This is a genomic window from Cupriavidus sp. SW-Y-13 (genome assembly GCF_009793345.1).
Classification (GTDB): Bacteria; Pseudomonadota; Gammaproteobacteria; order Burkholderiales; family Burkholderiaceae; genus Cupriavidus.
On the sequence record NZ_WHLX01000002.1, the window covers coordinates 1949686 to 1974351 of the forward strand.

Sequence of the window (24666 nt, forward strand, 5' to 3'; positions counted from 1 at the left end):
GTTTCTTCAACCCATCTGGGTCAGGCGTTGCAGCATCTGGTCAGACGTCTGCACAGCCTTGCTGTTGATCTCGTAAGCGCGCTGGGTCTGGATCATGCTGACCAGTTCTTCCACCACGTTCACGTTCGACGATTCGACATAGTTGTTCTGCAGCGTGCCCGCACCGTTCAGGCCCGGCACCGTGGTGTTCGGTGCGCCCGAGGCGTCGGTCTGCGCGTACAGGTTCTCGCCCAGGCTTTCCAGACCGGTCGGGTTCGCAAACGTGGCAACCTGGATCTGGCCCACCGTCACGGCGTTGGTCTGGCCCGGCTGCGTCACGGTCACCGTACCGTCGCGTGCGATGTTCAGGCCCGTGTAGTTGGCCGGCAGCGTGATGGCCGGGTTCAGCACGAAGCCGCTCGACGTGACGAGCTGGCCGTTCGGGTCTACCTGGAACGAACCGTCACGCGTGTAGGTGGTGGTGCCGTCCGGCATCGTCACCTGGAAGAAGCCCTGGCCGATGATGGCCACGTCGCGCGCATTGCCCGTTTGCTGGGGGTTGCCTTGCGTATGAATGCGTTCCGTTGCCACGGGGCGCACGCCGGTACCGATCTGCATGCCCGACGGCAGCACGGTCTGGTCCGACGACAGCGCGCCAGGCTGGCGTACGGTCTGGTACATCAGTTCCTCGAACACCGCGCGGCTTTTCTTGAAGCCCGAGGTCGACACGTTGGCCAGGTTGTTCGAGATCACGTCCATCTGCGTCTGCTGCGCGTCGAGGCCGGTCTTGGCAATCCAGAGAGAGCGGATCATGGTGTTCCTAGAATTCGTTAGTTGTTCGACAGCAGCGCATTGGCACGCTGGTCATTGGTGTCGGCGCCCGTGATCATCTTCATCTGCATCTCGAAGCGGCGCGCATTGGCGATCATTTCCACCATGGACTCCACCGGGTTCACGTTGCTGCCTTCGAGCGCGCCGGAAATCACGCGCACGGTGGCGTCCTGCTGCAGTGGATCCACGCCGGGACGCAGGCGGAAGTAACCATCGTCACCGCGCGCCAGCCCTTCGGGCGGCGCCGAGACGACGCGCAGCTTGCCAACCTGCGCCAGGCCGTTGGCCGCTTCGCCCGGACCACGTGCCACCACGCTGCCATCGGTACCGATGGACACCGTGGCGCCCGGCGGCACGGCGATGGGGCCACCATCGCCCATCACCGGCCGGCCAGCCGAGTTCTGCAACTGGCCGTCGGCCGACACCTGCAGCGCTCCCGCGCGGGTGTAGGCTTCCGAGCCGTCCGGCATCTGCACCGCCAGCCAGCCGTTGCCACCGAGGGCAACGTCGAGGTCGCGACCGGTATAGGTCAGCGGCCCGGCCTTCATGTCGGCGCCCGGTGTCGAGGCCAGCGTGAAGGCGCGCGTCTGCGTTTCCTGGCCCTGCACCGGTACTGCACGGTACAGGTTCACCTGCGCCTTGAATGCCGGCGTGGAGGCGTTGGCCAGGTTGTTCGATACTGCGGCCTGCTGGTCGAGTATCTGCTTGGCGCCCGACAGGGCGGTGTAGATCAGGCGGTCCATGGCGATCCGTCAGCGGGGGCCGGCTTAGATGTTCACCAGGGTCTGCAGGACGGTGTCCTGCGCCTTGATGGTCTGGGCGTTGGCCTGATAGTTACGCTGCGCAACGATCAGGTTCACCAGTTGGCCGGACAGGTCCACGTTCGACTCTTCCACGGCGTAGGAACGCAGCTTGCCCAGCGAGCCGCCTGCGGCACCCAGCAGTTCCTGGCCCGACGAACCGGTGGCGCTCCACACGTTGTCGCCTTCGGGCTTCAGGCCTTCGACGTTGCCGAACGATGCCAGGGCGATCTGGCCCAGCGACAGCGTCTGTTCGTTGGAATACGAGCCCAGGATCGTGCCGTCTTCCTGCACGGCGTAGCTGACCAGCGCGCCCGAGGTGTAGCCGTTCTGCACGATGCTCTTCGGGTCGTTGTCCGCACCGAACTGCGTGCTGCCCGTCAGGTCCAGGCGTGCCGTCATGGCGGCAGCGCCGTTGGCGGCCGGCAGCGTGACGTTGGGCATGGTGGCAGCCGTCGGCGCGCGCAGCGTACCGTTGGCGTCGTAGGACAGCGTGACCGTCTGCAGCACGTTGCCGTTGGCGTCGGTGACGTTCATCGACCAGTCCGTACCGCCAAAGGCGTTGGTCGGTGCCGGGGCAACGGGCGGGCCGGCCACGACCGACTTGCCGAAGTAGGCGGTGAGCTGCTGCTTGTTGCCCAGCGAGTCATAGGCCGTCATCGGCGTGCTGTAGCTGAACATCGACGAATCCGCACGGACGGCAGGCGTGCTGGCGAACACGTTGGTCGGCGCGGCGCTACGCGAGTCCAGCTGGAATTGCGCGGCAATGTTCGTGGTGGCCTTCGGCGGCATCTGCGCGTTGCTGATCGTCAGCGGCTGCGGCGCCACACCACCAGCGGTGGTGCCGGCCGGGTAACCCGTGACCTGCAGGCCCGTGCCGTTCACCAGCGTGCCGTCGTCCAGACGCGAGAGCTGGCCGTTACGCGAGTAGAAGACCTGGCCGTCCTGGTTGACCAGGCGGAAGAAGCCGCTGCCGTTGCTGATGGCCACGTCCATGCTGCGGCCCGATGCCGAGACCGTGCCGTTGCTGAACGATTGCACCACGGCGTTCACGCGCGTGCCCAGGCCGATCTTCGAGCCTGCGTACACGTCGGCGAACTGTGCCGTCGATTGCTTGAAGCCAACCGTGTTCGCGTTGGCGATGTTATTGCCGATCACGTCCAGGTTGGACGCTGCGGCATTGATGCCGCTTACCCCTTGACCAAAACCCATGATTTTCCCCTATGTAGGCTGTCGTTCGTGAATTGCCCGCGCGTATGCCGGACCGGGTTGATACGTGAATGTCTTGATAAAAACCGTGTTGCCGTGCCGATCAGGAAATGCGGCGCACGTCGTCGACGTTGGCCATCTTGCCGTCGCCCAGATCCACCAGCACGCCAGTGCTGTCGCCGCTGATGGCCTGCACCTTGCCGTAGATCAGCGGGATCGGGCTCACGTCCTTGCCGCCGGCCGTGGCCGTGACCTTGAACGCATAGTCGCCGTCTGCGACGAGGTTGCCCGCATCGTTCTTGCCGTCCCACTCCACGTCATGCACGCCGGCCTTCTGGCCCTTCATGTCGATGGTGCGCACCACGTTGCCCTTCTCGTCGAGCACCTGCACGGTCACGGCGTCTGCCGTCGTCGGGATGTCCACGCCGAACTTGCCCGACACGCCATCGGTCACGGTCAGGGCGTTGCCCGGCACCATCACGGTCTTGCCGATCAGTGCGGCGGAGTCCATCGCACGGCCAGCCGCGGTTTGCGTCAGCAACTGCGTCATGGTCTCGTTCATCGTCTGCAGACCGCTCACCGTGCTGATCTGCGCCAGTTGCGAGGTCAGCTGCGAGTTGTCCATCGGATTCAGCGGGTCCTGGTTGGTCATCTGCGTGACCAGCATTTTCAGGAAATTGCTCTGCAGGTCGGCTGCGCTTGCGCTACCGCTTTGCAGGGCCTGGTTCACCCCCGAGTTGGCGGTGCTGTTACCTACGGAAGAAGTCGATGCCATGTTGTGTTCCGGCTAGTGTTCTTGAATTCTGGAAATCGGAGATACGGAAAACGCGTTTCGGCTGGCGTCACTGACCAATGGTCAGCGTCTTGAGCATCATGGTCTTGGCGGTGTTCAGCACCTCCACGTTGGCCTGGTACGAACGCGATGCCGAGATCATGTTGACCATCTCTTCCACCGGGTTCACGTTGGGCATCGTCACGTAGCCATTGGCATCGGCCAGCGGATGCGTGGGGTTGTGGATCATGCGGGCCGGCGCGGAATCCTCCATCACGCCCGCCACCTGCACGCCACCCACATCGGTCTGGCCCGGTGTCGGGGCCATCTCGAAAATCACCTGCTTGGCCTTGTACGGCTGGCCGTTCGGCGCCACGGCGCTGTCGGCATTGGCCAGGTTCGACGCCGTCACGTTCATGCGCTGCGACTGCGCGGCCATGGCCGAACCGGCCACGTCGAAAATGTTCATGGAACCCATTGCAGCGCCCCCCTTAGTTCTGGATCGCGGACAGCATCGTCTTGATCTTCGAGCTCATGACGGTCAGGCCCGCTTCGTAGTGCACCGTGTTGTCGGCAAACGCCACGCGCTCGGTGTCCATTTCCACGGTGTTGCCATCGATACTCGATTGCAGCGGAATGCGGTACTGCAGGTCGCGCTCGTTGTTGCTCATCGCAGGCGCCTGCGCCGGCATGTGCCGCACGGACGTAGTGGACAGCGACACGCCGTCGCGCTGCTGGTTGCCGCGCTCCACGGACTGCGCCAGCGTGCTGGCGAAATCGAAATCGCGCGACTTGTAGCCCGGCGTATCCGCGTGGGCGATGTTCGAGGCAATCACCGATTGCCGCTGGGTCCGCAGGCTCAGTGCTTCCTGCTGGAAGCGGAACGCCGCATCGAGTCTGTCCATGATGTCTGCCTTTCCTGCTTTGGCTGTGGCTTCATTTCGGGGAGAGAACTGCCGTAGACCTGGGTATACCTTCCGCACACGCCAGACCGGGCTTCTTCAGGGTTGCCATCTTAGGGGCCGGGTTGTCACGCCAATCGTGCGAATAGGCAGGAGAAACCCGCGCATTTCCGGTTCGGTCTCTCGCGCGAGCCTGCCTACAATGACTCCCACTGACCGATGCCAAAACCTGGCTCGCCCGCCCCGCGCGGCGCGCCGCACAAGGCTTCGCCGTCAGTGCCAGGCGCGGCGCCGTCACGGTGCGCCAACCGCCTGTGCAAACGTTTACCGATGTTCAACTGTTGTGCGACGGCATCGACCGCGGGTTTACGCCTCCGTATTGGATTCGCAGCCCCTGCCGTCTCATCCTTGCTGGGATGACCCCTATGACTTTCTCTCGCCAGGCCGCCGCGCTGATGGCATTCGCCGGCATTGCGCTGGCGCCGTCCGCCATGGCCGCTCCCGCCCAGGTCACGCCCGTTGCGCCGCCCGGTGCGGCACCGCAAACCCAGGCCGCCCAGAATCCGTTTGCCGATGACCCCGCGCGCGTGGCCGTCGAACAGTTCCTGCAGCGCCAGTCCATGGGACTGCCGGGCAAGATCAGCGTGCAGGTGGTGCCGCCCTCGGGTGGCCGCGCGCCGGACTGCTTCAACCCCGAACCGTTCCTGCCCGCCGGCGCGGCCCCATATGGACGCGTCAACGTGGGCGTGCGATGCGGCGGCGACCGGCCGTGGACGCGCTATATGCAGGCCCGCGTCTCGGTGATGACCGATTACTACGTGGCCGCGCGTTCGATGGGTCCCGGCGAGACGATCTCCGCCGCCGACCTTGAACTTCGCCAGGGTGACCTGGCCGCCCTGCCGCGCGCCGTGGTGACCGATCCGGCACAAGTGGAAGGGTCGGTATCGGCCAACCGCATCGCCGCCGGCTCGCCGCTGCGCACGGATCTGCTCAAACGGCCGATTGCCGTGAGGCTCGGACAGACGGTCAACGTCACTGTGGAAGGCGAGTCGTTCCAGCTATCGAGCGAAGGCAAGGTGCTGAACGACGCTCCCACCGGCGCCCATGTGCAGATCCGTCTGCGCAACGGCCAGGTGGTCAGCGGCGTGGTGCGCAGTGGCGACACTGTCGTGCTGCAGTAACACAATCGGGTTAGCGTCACAAAGTTGTACCGGGAAGTTAGTCGTCACACGGGCTGGGACCCTCGACCAGGCAGGAAAATGATGTGGCAGCAACCGGCGCAGGCAGACCGTGCGAGAATGCGGCGAGCCCGTTCCGGGATCGGCGGAAAAGCGTCGGAAAACACAGGATCGAACCTAAAGTTTCCGGCGGCCAGTCCGATAAGTCAGAGGAACCCAGCAAGGATTTCACCGTGAAGATCAATAACTCCACTCCGTCCCGGCCCGCCGACACCGCGGCTACCGAAGGCAACGCCCGTGCGGCGGCCACCGGTGCCACGTCGGACCCTACCGCCCTGAGCGGCGTCAGCGTCAGCCCCCTGGCTGCGCAGGTTCGCGAGATTGGTACGCGCCTGCTGCAGGACAGCGACAGCGACATCGACGCCGCCAAGGTTGCGGAAGTCCGTCAGGCGATTGCGGAAGGCCGGATCAAGATCGATCCCAGCAAGATTGCCGATGGCTTGCTCGCCTCTTTGCACGAGCTGAGCCAGGCACCCAGCCAAACCTGACACCATGAACCAGGCAGCCCTGATCCAGTCCCTTTCGCTTGAAGCCAACGCCATTGCGGCCTTCGGCCGTGCCCTTGCAGATGAGCGCGAAGCCATCAAGCGACAGGATTTCCAGGCGTTGAGCACGTTGCTCAACCAGAAGATGGAACTGGCCCAGGGGCTGAACCTTGCCACCGCCGCGCGCGAGGCCCAGATGATCGCGCAAGGCTTGCGCGTTGGTCCCGGCGGCCTGCTGGTAGGCCGCGAGGTTGACCCGCAGGTTGCCGAACTCTGGCGCAAGGTGGTGTTCTTCGCCCACAAGGCCAAGGATGCCAACGAACTGAATGGCGCCATCGTCCATGCCCATCTCGAATTCACGCAGGAAGCCATCCAGGTCCTGCGCCAGGGCGGCACGCCGCCCAACGAGATGTATGGCCGCGATGGCAAGGCGAACACCGGCGCCGCCGGCGTGAGCCTGGCCGCAGGCTGATCGCCCCACGCCTTCCCCGACCCGGCACGCGTCAGCGCCTGCCTACGTCATGCTCGGCCAACGTCCTATGTTGGCCGGCGCGCTTCCTCCCTACATTGACGGTAGGCCACTCGCCTTTGGGGTCATCCCGATGCGGCTAGTGGCATCCGGTAAGCACAACAATGTCCGGAGGACCGCCATGTCATTTGCACTTTATGTAATCGGGCTCCTGCTGCTGGTGGGCGGCATTGCGTGGGCCATGTCCACTGCGGGCCTGGCGCCCGTCTATATCGGTATTGCCTGCGTGATCGTGCTGGGTATCGGCATCATGTCGGCGGTATCGCGCACGCGCACCAAAGATCCCTCGTAGTGCCGCGGCGTGGAACTCTCTCCACCGCCGGGCTCGCCGCAGCCCCATGTTTCGCAGAATGTAAACATTGCGGAACATGGGGCTCGCTCTATACACTCGAAGCGTTCAGATCTCCGCACGGTGATCGTCGCCATGTTCGAGGCACTGCGAAAAACAACCAGCGCGCTGTTTGACCCCGACCGTCGATTCCGCCAGGCTCGCATCTTCCACGCCGTCCGCGTGGCGCTTGCCCTGCTGGCCTCGATCGCGCTGACTACCGGCATCAATATTCCGCATGGCGAATGGGCCACCATCACGGTGCTCGTCGTCATCGGCGGGCTCCAGCACCACGGCAACATCCGCAAGCGCGCCGCAGAACGCGGGGCCGGCACCGTGCTGGGCGCCCTGCTCGGTCTCTTCATCATCGTCCAGGGTACGTACTTCGGCATTCCGATGCTGACCTGGGGACTGCTCGCCCTGATCAGTGGGTACTGCGCCTATCACGCGGTGGGCAAGGGTGGATACGTGGCGCTGCTGACCGCCATCACCGTGATCATTACCGCCGGGCACGGCAACCAGGATGTCTATGACGCGGTATGGCGCACCGTGGATGTATTGATCGGCACGCTGATCGCGCTGGTGTTCTCGTTTGCACTGCCCGCCTATGCCTCGTATTCGTGGCGCTTCAAGCTCGCCGGCCTGCTGCGCGCCTGCGCGGCGGTGCATGCCAAGATCGAGCGCGGCATGCGCGACGAGAAGGAGCGGCAGCAGGACATGATGAAGCTGTCCGCTGCGCTCGTGCAGTTGCGCAGCCTGATTCCATCAGTAGCCAAGGAAACCAACGTCACATCCGCCGATCTCGAAGAGGTGCAACACAGCGCGCGCGTGTGCATCAGCGCATTGGAAATGCTGGCGGCTGTGGAACCCGACGTGGCCGATACCAACGCCGATGGCAAGGAGCAGACCATCCGCGATCTGCTGCTGGAGATGGCCTCGGCGCTGGAGGCTGGCGACGAGACCATGGTGCGTGAGAACACGTCGCTGCCCGCGCCACATCCCGACGATCCGTCGATCGGCCACAGCTCGCACGCCTTCCTGACGCTGCAACTCTCATCCGAACTCGCTCACCTGCGCGACCACCTCTCGCAGATGGCCGTCCAGACCCGCTTCCCGTACACGATGCGGGTAACGGGTTGATGGCCGCATGGCCATGCAGTGGCTAGACACCCGCACGCGGCAGGTTCTCCAGCATCCCGCGCGCTTCCTGCTCCAGGCACTGAAGAACTTCCGCGCCAACCAGGGCCTGCTGTTGGCGGGCGCAGTGGCCTACTACGCGCTGCTGTCGATCGTGCCGTTGCTGATCCTGATGATGATTGGCCTGTCGCATGTGATCGAACCCGACCGGCTGCTGGCCACGCTGGCGCGTTACCTGGAATGGCTGCTGCCCGGTCAATCGCGCGCACTGGTGGGTGAACTCTCGCGGTTCCTGACCAATCGATCCGTCATCGGCTGGGTACTCGCCATCACGATGGTCTTCTTCAGTTCACTGGCCTTCACCGTGCTGGAAAACGCCATGTCGGTGATCTTCGTCCACCGCGTGGCCATCCGGCGCCGGCATTTCCTGGTCTCCGCCATCCTGCCCTATTGCTACATCCTGGTACTCAGCGTGGGCCTGCTGATCGTGACGGTCATGGCCGGCGGCCTGCAAACCCTGGGGGAGCGGCACCTGGAGGTTCTGGGCTACGACTGGTCACTGGATCACCTCTCGGGCGGCCTGCTCTACCTGCTGGGATTCGTGGGCGAAGTGCTGCTGCTGACTTCCATCTATCTGGTGATGCCGGTCGGCCGCCTGTCCGTGCGGCACGCGCTGATGGGTGCCCTGTTCGCCGCCGTGTTCTGGGAAATCTCGCGCCACGTACTGGTCTGGTATTTCTCGACCCTGTCCCAGGTCGGGCGCGTCTACGGCTCGCTGACCACGGCCATCGTCGTGCTGCTGAGCCTGGAGATCGCGGCCACCCTGCTGCTCTTCGGCGCCCAGATCATCGCCGACTTCGAACGCGGCGAAGGTCCGCCACGCGGCGCCCGCGATGGCGCATTCCATACCTGACCACGCGCGGACTATATTGGTACGTCGTAGCCCCGTGCATCCTTGAGTAGCGCATCCGCCACATTTTCGTGGAGATACCCGAGTAGGCTACTTGGACTCTTCTATAAGACATAAGAATTGCGCATTTCGTCCAGCGGATAACTGCGTCAAATTGACGGAGGTTACGCGAAGATGACAGCACGAAGTCGGATAGAAGTTAAAAACCGAGCGGAATGCGTCTGCATGCACCGAACAAATTTCACATGAAGGATCACACCCCCGCCATGCAAAATCAGGCAAAATTCCATCCTTGCCTCGATCCGCAACCCGGAGCCGGGGCATTCCCCAACCCGAATTTGATGCGAGATACGCGATGAGCAACCAGCAGCCCACCATCATCTACACCCTAACCGACGAAGCTCCGCTGCTGGCCACCAGTGCCTTCCTGCCCATCATCCGCACGTTCACCAAGCCTGCGGGCGTGAACGTGGAAACCAGCGACATCTCCGTGGCTGGCCGTATCCTGGGCGAATTCCCCGAGTTCCTGACCGAAGAGCAGCGCGTGCCGGACAACCTGGCCGAACTGGGCAAGCTCACGCAGAACCCGGACACCAACATCATCAAGCTGCCGAACATCAGCGCCTCGGTGTTCCAGCTGATCAGCGCGATCAAGGAACTGCAGTCGAAGGGCTACCGCATCCCCGACTATCCCGAAGATCCGAAGACCGACGAAGAAAAGGCCATCCAGAAGCGTTACTCCAAGTGCCTGGGCAGCGCCGTGAACCCGGTACTGCGCGAAGGCAACTCGGACCGCCGCGCGCCTGCCGCCGTCAAGAACTACGCACGCAAGCATCCGCACAGCATGGGTGACTGGAGCATGGCCTCCCGCACCCACGTGGCGCACATGAAGCACGGCGACTTCTACCATGGCGAGAAGTCCACCACGCTGAACGGCGCCCGCGAAGTGCGCATGGAACTGGTCACCAAGAGCGGCAAGACCATCGTGCTGAAGCCGAAGGTCGCGCTGCAGGACGGCGAGATCATCGACAGCATGTTCATGAGCAAGAAGGCCCTGCTGGCCTTCTACGAAGAACAGATGGAAGACGCGCGCAAGACCGGCGTCATGCTGAGCCTGCACGTCAAGGCCACCATGATGAAGGTGTCGCACCCCATCGTGTTCGGCCACGCCGTCAAGGTCTTCTACAAGGACGCGTTCGCCAAGCACCAGAAGCTGTTCGACGAACTGGGCGTGAACGTCAACAACGGCCTGGTTGACCTCTACACCAAGATCGAGCAACTGCCCGAATCGAAGAAGGAAGAAGTCATCCGCGACATGCACGCCTGCCACGAGCATCGTCCGGAACTGGCCATGGTGGATTCGGCCAAGGGCATCTCGAACCTGCACGCACCGAACGACGTGATCGTGGATGCGTCGATGCCGGCCATGATCCGTATCGGCGGCAAGATGTGGGGCGCCGATGGCCGCACCAAGGACACGAAGTGCCTGATTCCGGAATCGACCTTCGCCCGCATCTATCAGGAGATCATCAACTTCTGCAAGACCAACGGCGCATTCGATCCGGTCACGATGGGCACGGTGCCCAACGTGGGCCTGATGGCACAGAAGGCCGAGGAATACGGTTCGCACGACAAGACGTTCGAGATCAGCGAAGACGGCGAAGCCCGCATCGTCGACAACGCCACGGGTGAAGTCCTGTCGGCGCTGACGCAGCAAGTGGAGCAGGGCGACATCTGGCGCATGTGCCAGGTCAAGGACGCACCGATCCGTGACTGGGTGAAGCTGGCCGTGACGCGCGCCCGCAACTCGGGCATGCCGGCCGTGTTCTGGCTCGACCCGTACCGTCCGCACGAAGCCGAACTGATCAAGAAGGTGGAAACCTACCTGAAGGATTACGACACCAACGGCCTCGATATCCAGATCATGTCGCAGGTGCGCGCCATGCGCTTCACGCTGGAACGCGTGATCCGCGGCCTGGACACCATCTCGGTGACCGGCAACATCCTGCGCGACTACCTGACCGACCTGTTCCCGATCATGGAACTGGGCACCAGCGCCAAGATGCTGTCGATCGTGCCGCTGATGGCCGGTGGCGGCATGTACGAAACGGGCGCCGGCGGTTCGGCTCCGAAGCACGTGCAGCAACTGGTGGAAGAGAACCACCTGCGCTGGGATTCGCTCGGCGAGTTCCTTGCCCTGGCCGTGTCGCTGGAAGAACTCGGCATCAAGTCGGGTAACGCCCGCGCCAAGACCCTGGCCAAGACGCTGGACGCTGCAACCGGCAAGCTGCTCGACAACGCCAAGAGCCCGTCGCCGAAGACCGGCCAGCTCGACAACCGCGGCAGCCAGTTCTACCTGGCCATGTACTGGGCCCAGGAACTGGCCGCGCAAACCGCCGACGCCGAACTGGCCAAGACGTTTGCACCGCTGGCCAAGACGCTGACGGAAAACGAGAAGACCATCATCGGCGAACTCTCGGACGTGCAAGGCAAGGCCGTGGACATCGGCGGCTACTACAAGCCGGACGAAGCCAAGCTGGCCGCCATCATGCGCCCGAGCAAGACGCTGAACACGGCGCTGGAATCGATCAAGGGCTGAGTCGTTTCCCGACCGTTGGACTGACATGGCCGCGCAGATTGGCGGCCATGAAGAAAAACCCCCGGAGCATCGCAGCCCGGGGGTTTTTCTTTTCTGTCCGGCTACAGCACGCTCACATCGGCCGTATTCGATGTGACCTGCAGCGCTTGCGTCCCGCCCGTGGCCACTGACGGCGCGGTGCCGCCCGATACCCGCTGCATCGTATGGAACGTGCAGTTGAGCTTGTCCGGCGTCAGCGTCACCAGCGCGTACCCTTCCGCATTGGTATCCACGTGGCGCAGCCATGGATTGAACGTCCGCAGGGTGCTGTCGAAGGTGTTGATCAGCGTGCCGCCCACGTTGCTGTAGATCAGGTCGCGCAACGCGGCGAATGCCTGGTCATTGTCCACCACCGCGCGAAATGAACTGAGCAGCGTGTTGCTCGACAGGCCCGCCGTCACCAGGTCCACCATCACTGGTGCCGGGCTGGGCGCGTCGAAGTCGTCCATCACCTGCCCCGCGAAGAACGCGTGGATGTCACCGCTGAGCGCCACCACGTTGCGGATGCTGTTGCTTTTCAGGAACGCCATCAGGTTCTTTCGCTCGGCATTGAAGCCATCCCACTGGTCGGCGTTGAGAATGAACTTGCCGAGCAGCGTGACCGACGGCAGCCGCGCCTCGATGAACGGCTTGATGGTGGCGTCGAAACCCGCCGCGTCGATGCCCACGGATACCAGCACGTTGCGCAAGGCCGCGTAACCCAGCCCCACGTAAGTGCCTGCCGCCTTGGCAACGGCCAGGTCGCTGGCCAGCGCAGTTGCCATTGCACTCTCCACCGGGGCCAGCGTGCCATTGACGAGCACCAGCGCACGGGCGATCAGCTTCGACAGCGCCTCGGTGATATCCACCTCCATTCGCAGCATCGAGAGCTGGTTGCCCCAGAGCTTCCACGTCGTGTTGCCACCGCCCATGCGGTCCTGCCACCACGCACGCTGCACATCGCCCAGCATCGACACAGGCGTCAGTACCCCGCCAGCATTTGCGATCTTGGCGGCTTCCGCTGCCGCGAGCGTATCGGCCTCCACCAGGAACACACTCCCCACGGCGCGTCCGGTGGATTGCTCGGGGATGATGTGGTCCGCCCGGTACAGCCGCTCGTCGGTCATCACCAGCGTGGCGAGATTGCCGAACGTGAACGCGCGGTATATCTGGATGTTCTGAAACGAAGGGTTGTCCGCGTCGAAACTCACATCGGCAGGCATGAACTCGAACCATGCCTGGTTGGCTGCGCGTCGGCGCGCCGTGCGTGGCGTGAGGTCATCGTCCGAATCGTAGGTCTGGCGGTCCTGCCAGCAGTTATCTGAAAACTCATGATCGTCCCAGATGGCGATCATCGGCGCCGAAGCATGCAACGCCTGCAAGCGGGCATCCGCCCGGTAGCTGCGATACAGGTAGCGGTAGTCGTCGAGCGTGGTGGCGTAGACACTGCCGTCGGGCAGCGCCGTACCGCTGGGCAAGGTAAGCGGCGCATGCCGATCTTCGACGAGTCCCGTGCGCGAGCCGCCTGGCACGGCTTCGTAGATGTAGTCGCCCACATGGACGATGAAATCGAGATCCTGCTGCGCCAGTTCCTCCATGCCGGCCCAGTGGTTGGCGTTCCAGTCCTGGCAACTCACGAATGCGAAGCGCAGTTGCGACAATGCCGTGCCCGCCGTGGCGGCCGTACGCGTACGGCCCGTCGCGCTTGCCCGGTTGCCAAGCAGGAATCGGTAGTAGTAACGCGTACCGGCGCTCAGACCGGTCACCTTGTTGCGCAGTGTGTAGTCCCATTCTGGACGCGCCATGAGCGGCTGGTTGACCAGCAGGGTCGGTGGCGCGAAGTCGTCCTGCGTGGCGACCTGCAGGCGCACGACAACGGGCCGCTTGCCGTTGGTTCCCTCCACGCGTGTCCAGACAATCACGCTGTCGGGCCGCGGGTCTCCGGAGGCCACACCATGCACGAAGTTGAAGTTTTCAGGATTGCCGGAATCGCCGGCGGGGTCGGGCGGTGGATCATTCCCGCCACCACCGCAAGCGGCCAGGCCAGTTGCGGCAACGGAAACGGTAAGAAATCCTCCCAACCTGAGAAATTGGCGTCGGTCCATGGCTGTTCTTCCTTGTATGTGGGGATAGGCAGCCAGGGACGGGTTGCCACGCAAGGCACCGGGCTTGCTTGCGGGGCAGGTCGCAACTCGATACTAGGCGGGCACTACTGCTTGTGCCGTCGGTGTTCGTCCGACAGTTTCATCGCAGCATCGAACGCAGCACGCGCAACGCGACATTCACAACGCGGCAGGCATCGCCTACAGTACATAGCATGCTTCGGCGCCAGCGGCGCCTTCCCAAACAGGGGAACGCCTTGAGCCCACCGCAAGACCGCCGCCGCTTCCTGGGCGCTGCCCTCGGCAGCCTGCTGGCTCCCGCCCTGCCCGCCTGCGGCGGAGACGACGATCCCGCGCCGCAGCCTTCGCCCGGCACCATTCCCGACGCACAGATCACGCAGGCCATCGCCCAGGTCGATGCGCTCGCAACCACCCTGATGACCAGCTCCGGCGTGCCGGGCATGGCCGTTGCCGTGGTGCGCGGCGGACAGACTGTCTATGCACGCGGCTTTGGCCGGCGACTCGTGACAAATCCTGCACCGGTCGATGCGGACACGGTGTTCCAGCTTGCCTCGGTCTCCAAGTCGGTGGGCGCCACGGTGGTGGCGCGGCAGGTGGGGCGCGGCAGCATCCGGTGGGACACGCCGGTCGTGCAGCCATTGCCGTGGTTCGCGCTGTCCGACCCGGAGGCCACGCAGGCCGTGACGGTCGGCGATCTCTACGCGCATCGCTCCGGACTGCCCGACCATGCAGGGGACCGTCTCGAAGACATGGGCTACGACCGGCGCGAGGTCCTCACGCGGCTGCGCTATCTGCCCGTGCATCCGCTCGGTGCTGTCTACGAGTACACGAACTTCGGCATGACCGCCGCCGCCGAAGCGGTGGCCACCGTCGCGGGCATCGACTGGGCCACGTTGTCGGAGCAGGCAATCTACCAGCCGCTCGGCATGACCCGCACCAGTTCGCGTCATGCCGACTTTGCCGCCCGCGACAACCGCGCGCTCGGCCACGTCAGGGTCAACGGCAACTGGGTGCAGGGCATGGGCACGATGCCCGATGCGCAATCGCCGGCAGGGGGCGTCAGTTCCTCGGTCAACGACATGGCGAAATGGCTCGTCATGCTGCTGGCCAAAGGGCAGTACGCCGGCCAGCAGGTCGTCGATGCCGCCGCGCTGGCACCCGCGCTCGACGCGCAGATCCAGAGCAATCCGCCCGTCAGCGGACGCCCGGCCAGCTACTACGGCTACGGCTTCAACGTCGGCACGACCGAACTGGGCCTGGCATCGCTGAACCATTCCGGCGCGTTCGCAGTGGGCGCGGCCACGAGCTTCACCGCCGTGCCGTCGCTGAACCTGGCCATCGTCACGCTGACAAACGGGTATCCGATTGGCGTCCCCGAGACGCTGAACGCGCAATTCTTCGACCTGGTGCAGTACGGTGCCATCCGTCGAGACTGGGGCGCGATCTTCACCGATGCCTTTGCGCCGCTGCTGGCTCCCGAAGGCCGGCTCGTCGGCCAGCCGCCGCCAGCCAGCCCGCTGCCCGCCCGCGCGCTTTCCACCTACACGGGCACCTACCGCAACGATTACTACGGTCCGCTACAAGTGACAGAGCAAGGCGGCGCACTGGTCATGACGCTCGGCGCACGGCCCCTCACGCTGCCGCTTTCGCACTGGGACGGCGACGTCTTCACGTTCACGCTGCAAAACGAGAACGCATTGCCGGGCACGATCTCGCGCGCGGAATTTTCGAGCGATCGCGTGTGGCTGGAGTATTACGACCACGAAGGACTGGGAGTGTTCGTCCGCTAGGCGCGGCACGCTCAGACCGGGCACGCGACGATTGCCGTGCGTGCCGGTCTGCCCGCTCACTTCCCATGCATCACGGCGTGCAGCTCGCCCCAGGCGTGAGCGCTATCACCTGCCGCAAACCCTTCGTCGTGGCATCGTCGTCCGCACCTACCGTGTTGTCGGTGAACGTGCAACCATAGTTGGCATTCGCCACCACCGATGCCGTCAGCACGTCATCGCCCGCCGGCCGTGGGCCGCCCTGCTCCCACGCCACCATGTCGTCGAACGCCTTGTTCTGCTCGGCAACAGTGAAGTCGCAGTGCGCGATGCCGCGAATGGCGCGCTGCACCAGCCATGACGACGTACCGTTGGCATCGGCGCGGCGCTTGTAGATCTGCTCCATGCTGAAGGGCACGTACATATCGCCGAGCGTATGCAGTGTCACCACCGGCACGCTGATCTTCGCAGCGGTCTGCGGAATCCAGCGCAGGCCATCGCGACGCACGCGATTGGCGTCCGCCACCGGCTTCACACGGAAGATTGCTGCATTGAATGCCTGCTCTTCGACGGACAGCGCAGGATCGTCGTCGAACTGGTAGCGCAGCGCGGTAGTGTCCACCACGTTCTGCGTCAGCATGCCGTCGACCGTGCCATCCGAGCCGAACGTGCTCCATACCGCGTCCTGGTACGCCTTGGACGCCGGGCTCTTGCCGAATCCCAATTCGAACAGCGGACGTTCGCCACCCGTGAGGTTCTTGACCACGGCCTTGAGCTTGTCGCCCGCAGCAGTGGTGGCCGAGGGATACGTGGTGAACAACGCAGCTACCAGCGGCGTCACGATCTGCGCCCAGTTCGACACCGGCCACGATGTGGCGGGCATCCCGCCCAGTTGTTGCGCGGCGGTCTGGTAGCCCCCGAAGTAGTTGAACAGCTCCGTATCGCCGAGCACGCCGCACATCGGCACCGCCCCGTGGTACGAGACCTTGTGCACCGCATTCTGAATGTTCTCGGCATCCACTGCGGCGGCGGCGATGTGCCCGCCCATCGAATGGCCGACGATGTACGTGCGTGTGGGCGCCGCGAGTGTGCGGCCATTCTGCTTGGCGATATCGGCAAACGCCAGCGCCAGCGCATTGGTGTCCTCGATACCGGCGCGCACGTCGTAGTAGTTCGTGGAATAGGTGGACGCCGCCCATGCATAGCCCGCTTCCAGCAGATGCCTGCGAATGCCCGGAATGCTGACCGACAGCGCGGACCCCATGCCCGCATAGCCATGTGCATACATCACGAGCTTGCCATTCCACGCAGTGGGCACTTCCACCACGTAGCCGGCCTTGCCGAGTACACCGCTCCAACGATCGGACGCCGGCGCACCTGCCAGGGGCGCGATCTTCGCGGCCAGCGCTGCGGGATCGACCGTGAAAACACGGCTGTCCTGCGGACGGACATCTTCCGGCTGAACCGTGGGCGGTGGCGGGGGAGGCGGCGTGGTCGTCGATCCGTTGTCGTCGTCGCCACCGCAACCGTAAAGCAGCAGGCCGGCAGCCAACGCCAAGGCAGTGCTCTGGAATGCGCGATGCATGTTGTCTCCTCTGTCTTCTTTATCGTGAGTGTGGAGTGCGCCGGCACGCGTCCTCGATCCGCAGCATTCGCAAAGGCAATACCCTTCCCCCGCGTGGCAACGCCCGACCAATGTACCCGTTGGGATACCTACCGCCAAGTATCCAAACGGGCGACTGAATGCCCTGCGCTGCGCTGCATCATGGGGTTATCACGGCATCCCAATGGCGAAGTCACAAGGGACATCCTTCTGCTGTATCGATAAATCAATCCAAACAATCAATTTATCAGCGCAATCCTCGACACCTATAGTTGAGCCGCCTTCCGCCCCATGCGCGGCAGGTTTCAACACAAAGAGATAAGACCGAGGAGACATCAGATGGAAGGACGTGCACATGGCCGGCACGCGGCGGCGCTCGCGCTGACGGCGGCACTCGCGGTAGCAGGCTGCGGCGGCAGCGACGATAACGGCAGCAGCAGCGGTGGAAATAATGGCGGCGGCTCGGGTGGCACCCCAACGGCGCGCACGCCGGCACAGACACTGACGATCACTGGGCGGCAGGATTTCGCCGGCACCTATGGCGACGTTGGCCAGTACGAACAGGTAAGCGGCACCCTCCGTGGCGAGGTCGATCCCAAGGACCCCAAGAACGCCATCATCCAGGACCTTGCGCTGGCCCCCGTGAACGCCAACGGCATGGTCGAGTACACCGCCGACTTCACGATGCTGAAGCCCAAGGACATGAGCAAGGCCAGCGGCGTGTTGCGCTACGACGCGCCGAATCGCGGCAACATCCTGACCATGCCGAACCCGGCCACGTCACCCAGCGATGCCGTGTATTTCGAACGCGGCTACGTGATGCTCTACTCGGCCTGGCAGGGCGATGTGCCAAAGTCCAGCGCGGCGCGCCTGACCGTTACCGTACCGGTGGCGAAGAATGCCGACGGCACCTCGATCACGGGCACCTATCGCACGGAACTGGTGCCGTCGACGGCCACCGCCGCCATGTCGCTGCCCGGTGGCGTGTTCAACGGTACGATGATCCCGTATGCGCCGGCCAGTCTCGACAACACACAGCCCGGTTACTCGCTGACGCGCCGCCAGAACGAGACCGATGCACGTGTGGCCATTCCCGCCGCCGACTGGAAGTTCGCGAAGTGCGACGGCAGCGTACCGTTCCCCGGCACGGCCGATCCGGCCAGCATCTGCCTGCGCGGCGGCTTCGATCCGCAGTACCTCTACGAACTCGTCTATGTGGCAAAGGACCCCAAGGTCATGGGCGTGGGCCTGGCCGCGTTGCGCGATACCGTGACGTTCTTCCGCAGCGCGGCTGCCGATAGCGCAGGCACGCAGAATCCGTTGGCTGGGCGCATCCGCTACACCATCGGCCAGGGCACGTCGCAGTCGGGCAACGCGATGAAGACATTCCTGCACCTCGGCTTCAACCAGGCACTCGATGGATCGAAGGTCTTCGACGGCATGTATGCCCACGTGGCCGCGCGCCAGACCAACATCAACACGCGGTTCGCGGTGCCGGGTGGGGGTGGTGGCCTTCGCACCGACCACACGGCATTCGGCCAGACAGCGCCGCGCGGACTCGATAAAGACTACGTCGACGACATCGCCGGCAAGTCCGGCGGCGTGATGGCGCGCTGCGCGGCCACCAGTACCTGCCCGAAGTTCTTCCTCGGCTTGTCGGGCACGGAGTTCTGGCAACTGCAAGGGTCACCGGTGCTGACCGATGCGAATGGCTTCGCCGACCTCAAGCAGCCTGACAACGCGCGCATCTACTACTACACGGGCACGCAGCACGGCGGTGCTGGCGGCACGGCCAGTATCAGCTATGCGCCCACGCGCAACGTCTATCCGGCCGGCACCGTGATCCATTTCAACGACACGTTCCGCGCGCTGTTCCTCGATCTGGAGGACTGGGTGGTCAAGAACACCGCGCCGCCGCCGAGTCAGGTGCCGACGCTCGCCGATGGCACGCTCGTGCGGCCCGCCAGTCTGACGTTCCCGGTCATGAAGGGACTCTCCTGGCCTGTCGGTGGCGTCTCCACACCGATCCCGGCCTTCCAGTACCTGGCGCGCTACAACGGCTACTCGCTCCTCGATTTTGGCCCGCAATACCGCCGGGAGGATGAGTCGGGCATCGCGACGGTCCTGCCACCCGCGAACCTGAACCGCGACTACGCGATCCTGGTGCCGCAGGTGGACGCCACCACGGGCATCCCACGCGCAGGCATCCGCTCGGCGGAAGCGCGCGCACCGGTCGGCACCAGCATCGAGTTCAACTACGTTGCCACGCCGGGCATCACCGACCTGTCGAACCTGACCGGCGCGTTCATCCCCTTCCACAAGACAGAAGCCGACCGCATCGCGGCAGGGGATGACCGCCCATCGCTCGAATCGCTCTATACGAACCAGGCCGGCTATGTCGCCGCTGTCACGGCCGCGGCAAACGACCTCGTCGCACAGCGCTTCCTTCTGCAACGGGATGCCGATGCCATCGTGGCACGCGCCGTGGCGAATCCGGTGTTGCCGTGATGGTGTCTCCCCTCTCCCCGCGTGCGGGAGAGGGGTTGGGGGAGAGGGCGGGCGCATCAATCCGCGACCTGTCTCAATTTGAATCCCCTGCCCTCACCCCCGCCCCTCTCCCACTTCGTGGGAGAGGGGAGAAAACCGATCGCGATACGACACGTAAGACGCTTTACCCCACCGTCGCCCGAAACCACGCCTCCATGGCTGCCGGCACCTCGCCGCCGCGTGCCAGCTTTAGCGCCTCTTCCTCGGGGACAGGTCGGCCCAGCAAATATCCCTGCCCCTCGTCGTAACCCTCCTCGCGCACCACCGCCAGTTGTTCCGGGGTCTCGATACCTTCTGCTGTCGTGCGCACGCGGAACGCTGCGCCGAGGCTGCGCACCGCGTGCAGGATCGCGCGCGATTCGTTGCTGGTGGCGAGGTCCGATACGAAGGAGCGGTCGAGTTTGATCTTGTCGAAGGGGAAGCTGCGCAGGTAACTCAGCGACGAATAGCCGGTGCCGAAATCGTCCATGGCGATGCGCACGCCCATGCCGCGCAACTCGCGCAACATTTCCAGGTTGACGCGATCGTTGCGCAGCAGGACGGACTCCGTGATCTCCAGTTCGAGGCGCGACATCTGTACGCCAGCCTCCTCCACCGCACGTCGCACGGCAGCCACGAGCGCCCGGCCCCGGAACTGCAGCGGCGACAGGTTCACGCCCACGCAGATGCCCGACGGCCAGCGCGCCAGTTGCCGGCATGCTTCGCTCAGCACCCATTCGCCAATGGGCACGATCAGTCCGGTCTCTTCTGCGAGCGGAACGAACTCGGCGGGTGACACCAGTCCATGCAGCGGATGACGCCATCGCACCAGGGCTTCGAAGCTGCGCAGGTGTCCCGAGCGCAAGTCGTAGATCGGCTGGTAGTGCAACTCGAATTGCCCGGCGGCCAGCGCGTGATGCAGCGCGCGTTTGCGTTCGAGCCGCACCTTCGTGCGGTCGCCTTCGTCTGCCGAGAAGAAGCGGCATGTGCCCGGCCCTTCGGCCTTGGCCTGATAGAGCGCCATGTCGGCCGCTTGCAGCAGATCGTCGGCGTTGGCGCCATCGGTCGGAATCATCGCGATGCCGATGCAGCCACCCAGCGTCACAGGCTCGCCATTGAGCCGGAACGGTAGCGACAACTGGCAGATGAGATGCCGGGCGAGATGTTCCACAGCTTGCCGGTCCGCAACCTGTTCCTGGATCACCACGAACTCGTCGCCACCGATGCGCGCCACGGCATCGGGTTCCGCCACGCAGTCGAGCAATCGCTTCGCCACCTGTTGCAGCACGATATCGCCCACGTAGTGCCCGAAGGCATCGTTCACGCCCTTGAATCCATCGAGATCGATATACAGCAGCGCGGAACATCTGGCCGGACAACTCGTGGCGATCGTCTGTCCGATCCGTTCGCGCCACAGCAGACGGTTGGCGATACCGGTCAGCGGATCATGGCGCGCCATGTGCGTGAGCGCCGCCTGATTGGCGATCAACTGCTGCTCGGCAAGCTTGCGTGCAGAGATATCGCGCAGGAAGACCGACAGCCCTTCCGCAGTGGGATACACATGCACCTCGTACCACGCCTCCAGTGGTTGCAAGTAATGCTCGAACACCACCGGCCGCTGCGTCTGCACGGCGCGCGCGTATTGCTGCGCGAACACACCGTGCCGTTCCTCGGGAAAGATGTCCCACACCGAGCGACCCAGCGCCGGATCGCGTCCCGCCATCGCCCGCCCCGCCTTGCCGTTGAAATACGTCAGGCGCCACGCATGATCGAGTTGCACCACGGCATCGGTGGTGCTTTCCAGTACGGCGGAGAGACGCGCGGCCAGTGCCTCGGTATCGCGTCGCCGCTCGGCCAGCGCCATATTGGCGCGCTTGCGGTCGTCCACATCCTCCAGCGTGCCGTACCAGAGCACCACGGCGCCATTCGCATCCAGACGAGGGGCTGCCCGCGCGCGAAACCATCGATAGCTGCCATCGGCCATCCTGACCCGATACTCGCGATCGAAATTCTCGCGGCTCTGCAGCGCGTGGACCCATGTTTCCACCACGCTTGGCAGGTCATCGGGGTGCACACAACGCCCCCATCCCTCGCCCAGCGCCTCTTCGGCAGGCATGCCTGTCAGTTCCGTCCAGCGCGGCGGGGCTTCGGTTACCTGCCCGCTTGCATCGGCGGTCCATGGAATCTGCGGATTCAGCGCGACGGCCCACCGGTAGTGCTCCTCGCTTTCGCGCAGTGCCTGCGCGAGCTTCTGCGATGCCGTGATGTCCGTGACCCACACCAGCAACAGTGGTTCTCGCGCATCGGGCATGGTCACCAGACGCTTGCGGGTGCGCAACACCCGAGGCGCACCGTCGGGCCCCTGCACCGTCTCCGTGCTTTCATGGCCGACGCCCGTCGCAAACACCTCCAGATCGACGGCGCGATAGCGCTCGGCGCGCGATGCGTCCAGCAATTGCGCATCGGCATGACCCAGCAGTTCCTCGGCTGGACGCTGCATCAACGTGCACAGCGCTTCGTTGACGAACACCCACCTGCCCTGCCGATCCTTGAGCAGCAGAGGTTGTGGGAACTGCCAGAGCACGTCGTCGAATGCCGCGCGGATGGACGGCGCGTGCTTCGGTCTCCGATCATTCATATCGTGTGGCAACTTGTAGCCATTCAAAAACGCTCCCGCTGGCCTGGATGCACTGGTGTAACGAAGACATTACGCGACATGGACACTTCGCGGCAGCCTGTTTATCGGCATTCAGACGGGCGTTTTGATGGGATTTGCAACAGTCGTGCGGGATGCGTGGGATAGATCACGCGAAATGATGGCAATGGTCAATCGGAGGGGAGCGGCGCGCACATTCTGTACAACACATGTCGCGCCAACCGATGTCCAGCGGGTAATGCCGGATGGTCAAAATCGCCATCCACGTCATGCCGCATGCCGAGCCGCTGCATGACGTGCTCGGAGCGTTGATTGACGGCGGCGGTGAACGACACGATCTCTTTCAGGCCGACGACCTGGAAACCGAAATCGAGTGCGGCGCGTGCGGCCTCGGTAGCGTAACCGTGTCCCCAGTGATCATGCGCGAGTCGCCAGCCAATTTCCACGCACGGGCCGAACGGCGGATGCCATTGCGGCACCGCCAGGCCGGTGAAGCCGATGAATCTGGATGTGGTCTTCAACTCCAGCGCCCAGAGTCCGAACCCGTGCTGCGCATGGTGCGCAACGATGCGGTCGAACAGCGCATCGCTCTGTGCGTCGTCGAGTGTGGAAGGAAAGCATGCCATCACGCGCGGGTCTGCGTTGATGGCGCGAAAGGGCACGCGGTCCGCTTCGCGCCATGCCCGCAGGCAGAGCCGCGCCGTAGGCGCTGGCGCGGCGGCGTTCAACGCGAATGCACCTTGAACGAATCGCCCTGCATGCCCGCGCGATCCACGGCGGCGATGCGGTTCCGGCCGTTGTCTTTGGCGTGGTAGAGCTGCGCATCGATCAGGTTCACGAATGCGGTGGCATCGGTGCGGTCACCGGGTACGATCGTTCCCACGCCGAAGCTGGCCGTGAGGCGTTGCTCGTAAGGCGAGCGCAAGTGGGGAATCGCGGCATCGGCCAGCAATTCGCGGCAGCGCTCGGCAATTTTCACGGCGGTATCGGCATCGGTATCGGCCAGCACCATCGCAAATTCCTCGCCACCGAAGCGGCCAAGGAAGTGGTCGCTGCCCACGGCCTCGCGCAGTACGGCAGCCACGCGCTTCAGGCATTCGTCGCCTTGCACGTGGCCGTAGTAATCGTTGAATGACTTGAAGAAGTCGATGTCCGTGATGATCAGCGAGAGCGGTGTGCCGGCCTGTTCCGCCGCCTGCCACTGGTTGGCGAGCGTGACATCGAACATGCGGCGATTGCCCACGCCCGTCAGGCCATCGGTGAACGACAGCCGCTCCAGTTCCTGCTGCAGTTGCGCGAGCTTCTCTTCGGTACGCTTGCGTTCGCTGATATCGAACATGAAGCCGATCAGCGACTCCACCTCGCCATTCGGCTTGCGCACCACGTGCACCACATCGCGCAGCCACACATAGCCACCGTCTGCCGTCAGCGCGCGGTAATCGGCTTCATGGTCGGTGCCCGCCTGCGATTGCGACACGCAAAAGTTCACCACGGCTTCGCGGTCATCGGCATGCATCCGGTCTGCCCAGTCATTGACCGTCTTCCATGTCGAAGGTGCCCATCCCAGCAGTTTCTCGATCTGCGGACCGATATAGGCAAACTCCATCGTCGCCCAGTCGATCTTCCACGGAATGGCCTTGGTCGATTCCAGCAACGTCTGATAGACCGCCGTATCGTGCTCGCCGGGCGGATGTCCGCCAGGTGCCAGGCTTTCCTCATGGCGCAGGAAGGCGGCCCTGAGGGGGCTGTTGGCGGATTCGTCGCGGTCGTCGTGGGTCGTCATGGGAACCAGTCGCTTGCTGTGAGAGAAGGCGGCTATGATGGCACGAACCGATTCCCAGGAAGGAGAGACCATGCTCGAACTGCGCCCGACGTGTGAGAACTGCAACACTGCCCTGCCGCCGGCCTCCACTCAGGCCCGCATCTGCAGCTTCGAGTGCACGTTCTGCGCGGATTGTGTGGACAATGTCCTGGGCAACGTCTGCCCGAACTGCGGCGGCGGCTTTGCACCGCGCCCTGTGCGTCCTGCCCGTGACTGGAAGAACGGCAACACCGTGGGCAAATACCCGCCGTCATCGACGGTCAAGCATCGGCCTGTGGATGCTGCAGTGCACGCATCGTTTGCGGCATCGTTGCGCGACATTCCGGCCGAGGATCGATAGCCCCGCGTCCGGCAATGCGATGCATGCCGTATCCGTCGCACGGCTTTTCCATGGACTATTCTCGAAGACCCTGCCCATCCAAATCGATCATCG

21 protein-coding genes are annotated in these 24666 nt (G+C 64.1%); 10 read left to right on the plus strand and 11 right to left on the minus strand.

From position 1 onward, the window contains the following. Nucleotides 1-6 precede the first annotated feature (6 nt). From flgG to flgB, 6 genes are all read right to left on the minus strand, one after another. Entirely contained in the window at nucleotides 7-792 is a 786-nt protein-coding gene (gene flgG / locus GA566_RS24240; RefSeq protein ID WP_137926480.1) for a flagellar basal-body rod protein FlgG, read from the minus strand. A 17-nt stretch (nucleotides 793-809) separates the two neighbouring features. Then, nucleotides 810-1553 (minus strand): flagellar basal-body rod protein FlgF, encoded by a 744-nt coding sequence (gene flgF / locus GA566_RS24245; protein ID WP_137926481.1) that lies wholly within the window; start codon nucleotides 1551-1553, stop codon nucleotides 810-812. Nucleotides 1554-1577: 24 nt separating this feature from the next. Further along, complete coding sequence (flgE, locus tag GA566_RS24250) at nucleotides 1578-2822, minus strand: flagellar hook protein FlgE (protein ID WP_160474264.1); 1245 nt, start codon at nucleotides 2820-2822, stop codon at nucleotides 1578-1580. 100 nt (nucleotides 2823-2922) lie between these two features. Next, nucleotides 2923-3594 (minus strand): flagellar hook assembly protein FlgD, encoded by a 672-nt coding sequence (locus GA566_RS24255; RefSeq protein ID WP_160474265.1) that lies wholly within the window; start codon nucleotides 3592-3594, stop codon nucleotides 2923-2925. Between the two features lie 67 nt (nucleotides 3595-3661). Next, a complete protein-coding gene (gene flgC / locus GA566_RS24260) occupies nucleotides 3662-4069 on the minus strand; it encodes a flagellar basal body rod protein FlgC (RefSeq protein WP_137926484.1) in 408 nt (135 codons plus the stop codon). Nucleotides 4070-4082: 13 nt separating this feature from the next. Next, nucleotides 4083-4499, minus strand: a complete 417-nt coding sequence (gene flgB / locus GA566_RS24265) for a flagellar basal body rod protein FlgB (RefSeq protein ID WP_137926498.1) — start codon at nucleotides 4497-4499, stop codon at nucleotides 4083-4085. A gap of 419 nt (nucleotides 4500-4918) precedes the next feature. Here flgB and flgA point away from each other — a divergent pair, with 419 nt between their 5' ends. From flgA to GA566_RS24295, 7 genes are all read left to right on the plus strand, one after another. Next, nucleotides 4919-5674, plus strand: a complete 756-nt coding sequence (flgA, locus tag GA566_RS24270; protein ID WP_137926485.1) for a flagellar basal body P-ring formation chaperone FlgA — start codon at nucleotides 4919-4921, stop codon at nucleotides 5672-5674. Between the two features lie 230 nt (nucleotides 5675-5904). Continuing rightward, nucleotides 5905-6219, plus strand: coding sequence for a flagellar biosynthesis anti-sigma factor FlgM (gene flgM, locus GA566_RS33365; protein WP_160474266.1), 315 nt, complete (start codon nucleotides 5905-5907; stop codon nucleotides 6217-6219). A 4-nt stretch (nucleotides 6220-6223) separates the two neighbouring features. Beyond that, a complete protein-coding gene (locus GA566_RS24280) occupies nucleotides 6224-6688 on the plus strand; it encodes a flagellar protein FlgN (RefSeq protein ID WP_137926487.1) in 465 nt (154 codons plus the stop codon). Between the two features lie 178 nt (nucleotides 6689-6866). Further along, the gene (locus GA566_RS32990) at nucleotides 6867-7037 is read left to right on the plus strand and encodes a hypothetical protein (RefSeq protein WP_171020449.1); all 171 of its coding nucleotides are present in this window, start codon (nucleotides 6867-6869) and stop codon (nucleotides 7035-7037) included. Between the two features lie 132 nt (nucleotides 7038-7169). Next, a complete protein-coding gene (locus GA566_RS24285; protein ID WP_137926488.1) occupies nucleotides 7170-8213 on the plus strand; it encodes an FUSC family protein in 1044 nt (347 codons plus the stop codon). Nucleotides 8214-8226: 13 nt separating this feature from the next. After that, nucleotides 8227-9123, plus strand: coding sequence for a YihY/virulence factor BrkB family protein (locus GA566_RS24290; RefSeq protein ID WP_137926500.1), 897 nt, complete (start codon nucleotides 8227-8229; stop codon nucleotides 9121-9123). A 352-nt stretch (nucleotides 9124-9475) separates the two neighbouring features. Beyond that, nucleotides 9476-11719 carry an NADP-dependent isocitrate dehydrogenase gene (locus tag GA566_RS24295; protein WP_137926489.1) on the plus strand — a complete coding sequence of 748 codons (2244 nt, stop codon included), beginning with the start codon at nucleotides 9476-9478 and terminating at the stop codon, nucleotides 11717-11719. A gap of 101 nt (nucleotides 11720-11820) precedes the next feature. On the opposite strand, the gene GA566_RS24300 is transcribed toward GA566_RS24295, so the two are convergent. Continuing rightward, complete coding sequence (locus tag GA566_RS24300) at nucleotides 11821-13842, minus strand: alkaline phosphatase (protein ID WP_160474267.1); 2022 nt, start codon at nucleotides 13840-13842, stop codon at nucleotides 11821-11823. Between the two features lie 212 nt (nucleotides 13843-14054). Here GA566_RS24300 and GA566_RS24305 point away from each other — a divergent pair, with 212 nt between their 5' ends. Next, a complete protein-coding gene (locus GA566_RS24305; protein ID WP_370459348.1) occupies nucleotides 14055-15650 on the plus strand; it encodes a serine hydrolase in 1596 nt (531 codons plus the stop codon). 70 nt (nucleotides 15651-15720) lie between these two features. Here the strand turns inward: GA566_RS24305 and GA566_RS24310 are convergent, their stop codons facing one another. Then, entirely contained in the window at nucleotides 15721-17211 is a 1491-nt protein-coding gene (locus GA566_RS24310; RefSeq protein ID WP_137926492.1) for an alpha/beta hydrolase, read from the minus strand. A 357-nt stretch (nucleotides 17212-17568) separates the two neighbouring features. Between GA566_RS24310 and GA566_RS24315 the strand changes: the two genes are divergently transcribed. Then, entirely contained in the window at nucleotides 17569-19737 is a 2169-nt protein-coding gene (locus GA566_RS24315) for an alpha/beta hydrolase domain-containing protein (protein WP_160474269.1), read from the plus strand. 163 nt (nucleotides 19738-19900) lie between these two features. Here the strand turns inward: GA566_RS24315 and GA566_RS24320 are convergent, their stop codons facing one another. The 3 genes from GA566_RS24320 to GA566_RS24330 form a co-directional block, all read right to left on the minus strand. Continuing rightward, complete coding sequence (locus GA566_RS24320; RefSeq protein WP_160474270.1) at nucleotides 19901-22393, minus strand: GGDEF and EAL domain-containing protein; 2493 nt, start codon at nucleotides 22391-22393, stop codon at nucleotides 19901-19903. Between the two features lie 188 nt (nucleotides 22394-22581). Further along, complete coding sequence (locus GA566_RS24325; protein ID WP_160474271.1) at nucleotides 22582-23139, minus strand: GNAT family N-acetyltransferase; 558 nt, start codon at nucleotides 23137-23139, stop codon at nucleotides 22582-22584. Next, nucleotides 23136-24194, minus strand: coding sequence for a diguanylate cyclase domain-containing protein (locus GA566_RS24330; protein WP_137927817.1), 1059 nt, complete (start codon nucleotides 24192-24194; stop codon nucleotides 23136-23138). Before GA566_RS24330 ends, GA566_RS24325 begins: the two co-directional genes overlap by 4 nt. Before the next feature lie 70 nt (nucleotides 24195-24264). Here GA566_RS24330 and GA566_RS24335 point away from each other — a divergent pair, with 70 nt between their 5' ends. After that, nucleotides 24265-24573: a DUF1272 domain-containing protein gene (locus GA566_RS24335; RefSeq protein ID WP_137927816.1), complete on the plus strand. Its 309-nt coding sequence runs from the start codon at nucleotides 24265-24267 to the stop codon at nucleotides 24571-24573. The last annotated feature ends 93 nt before the right edge of the window (nucleotides 24574-24666 follow it).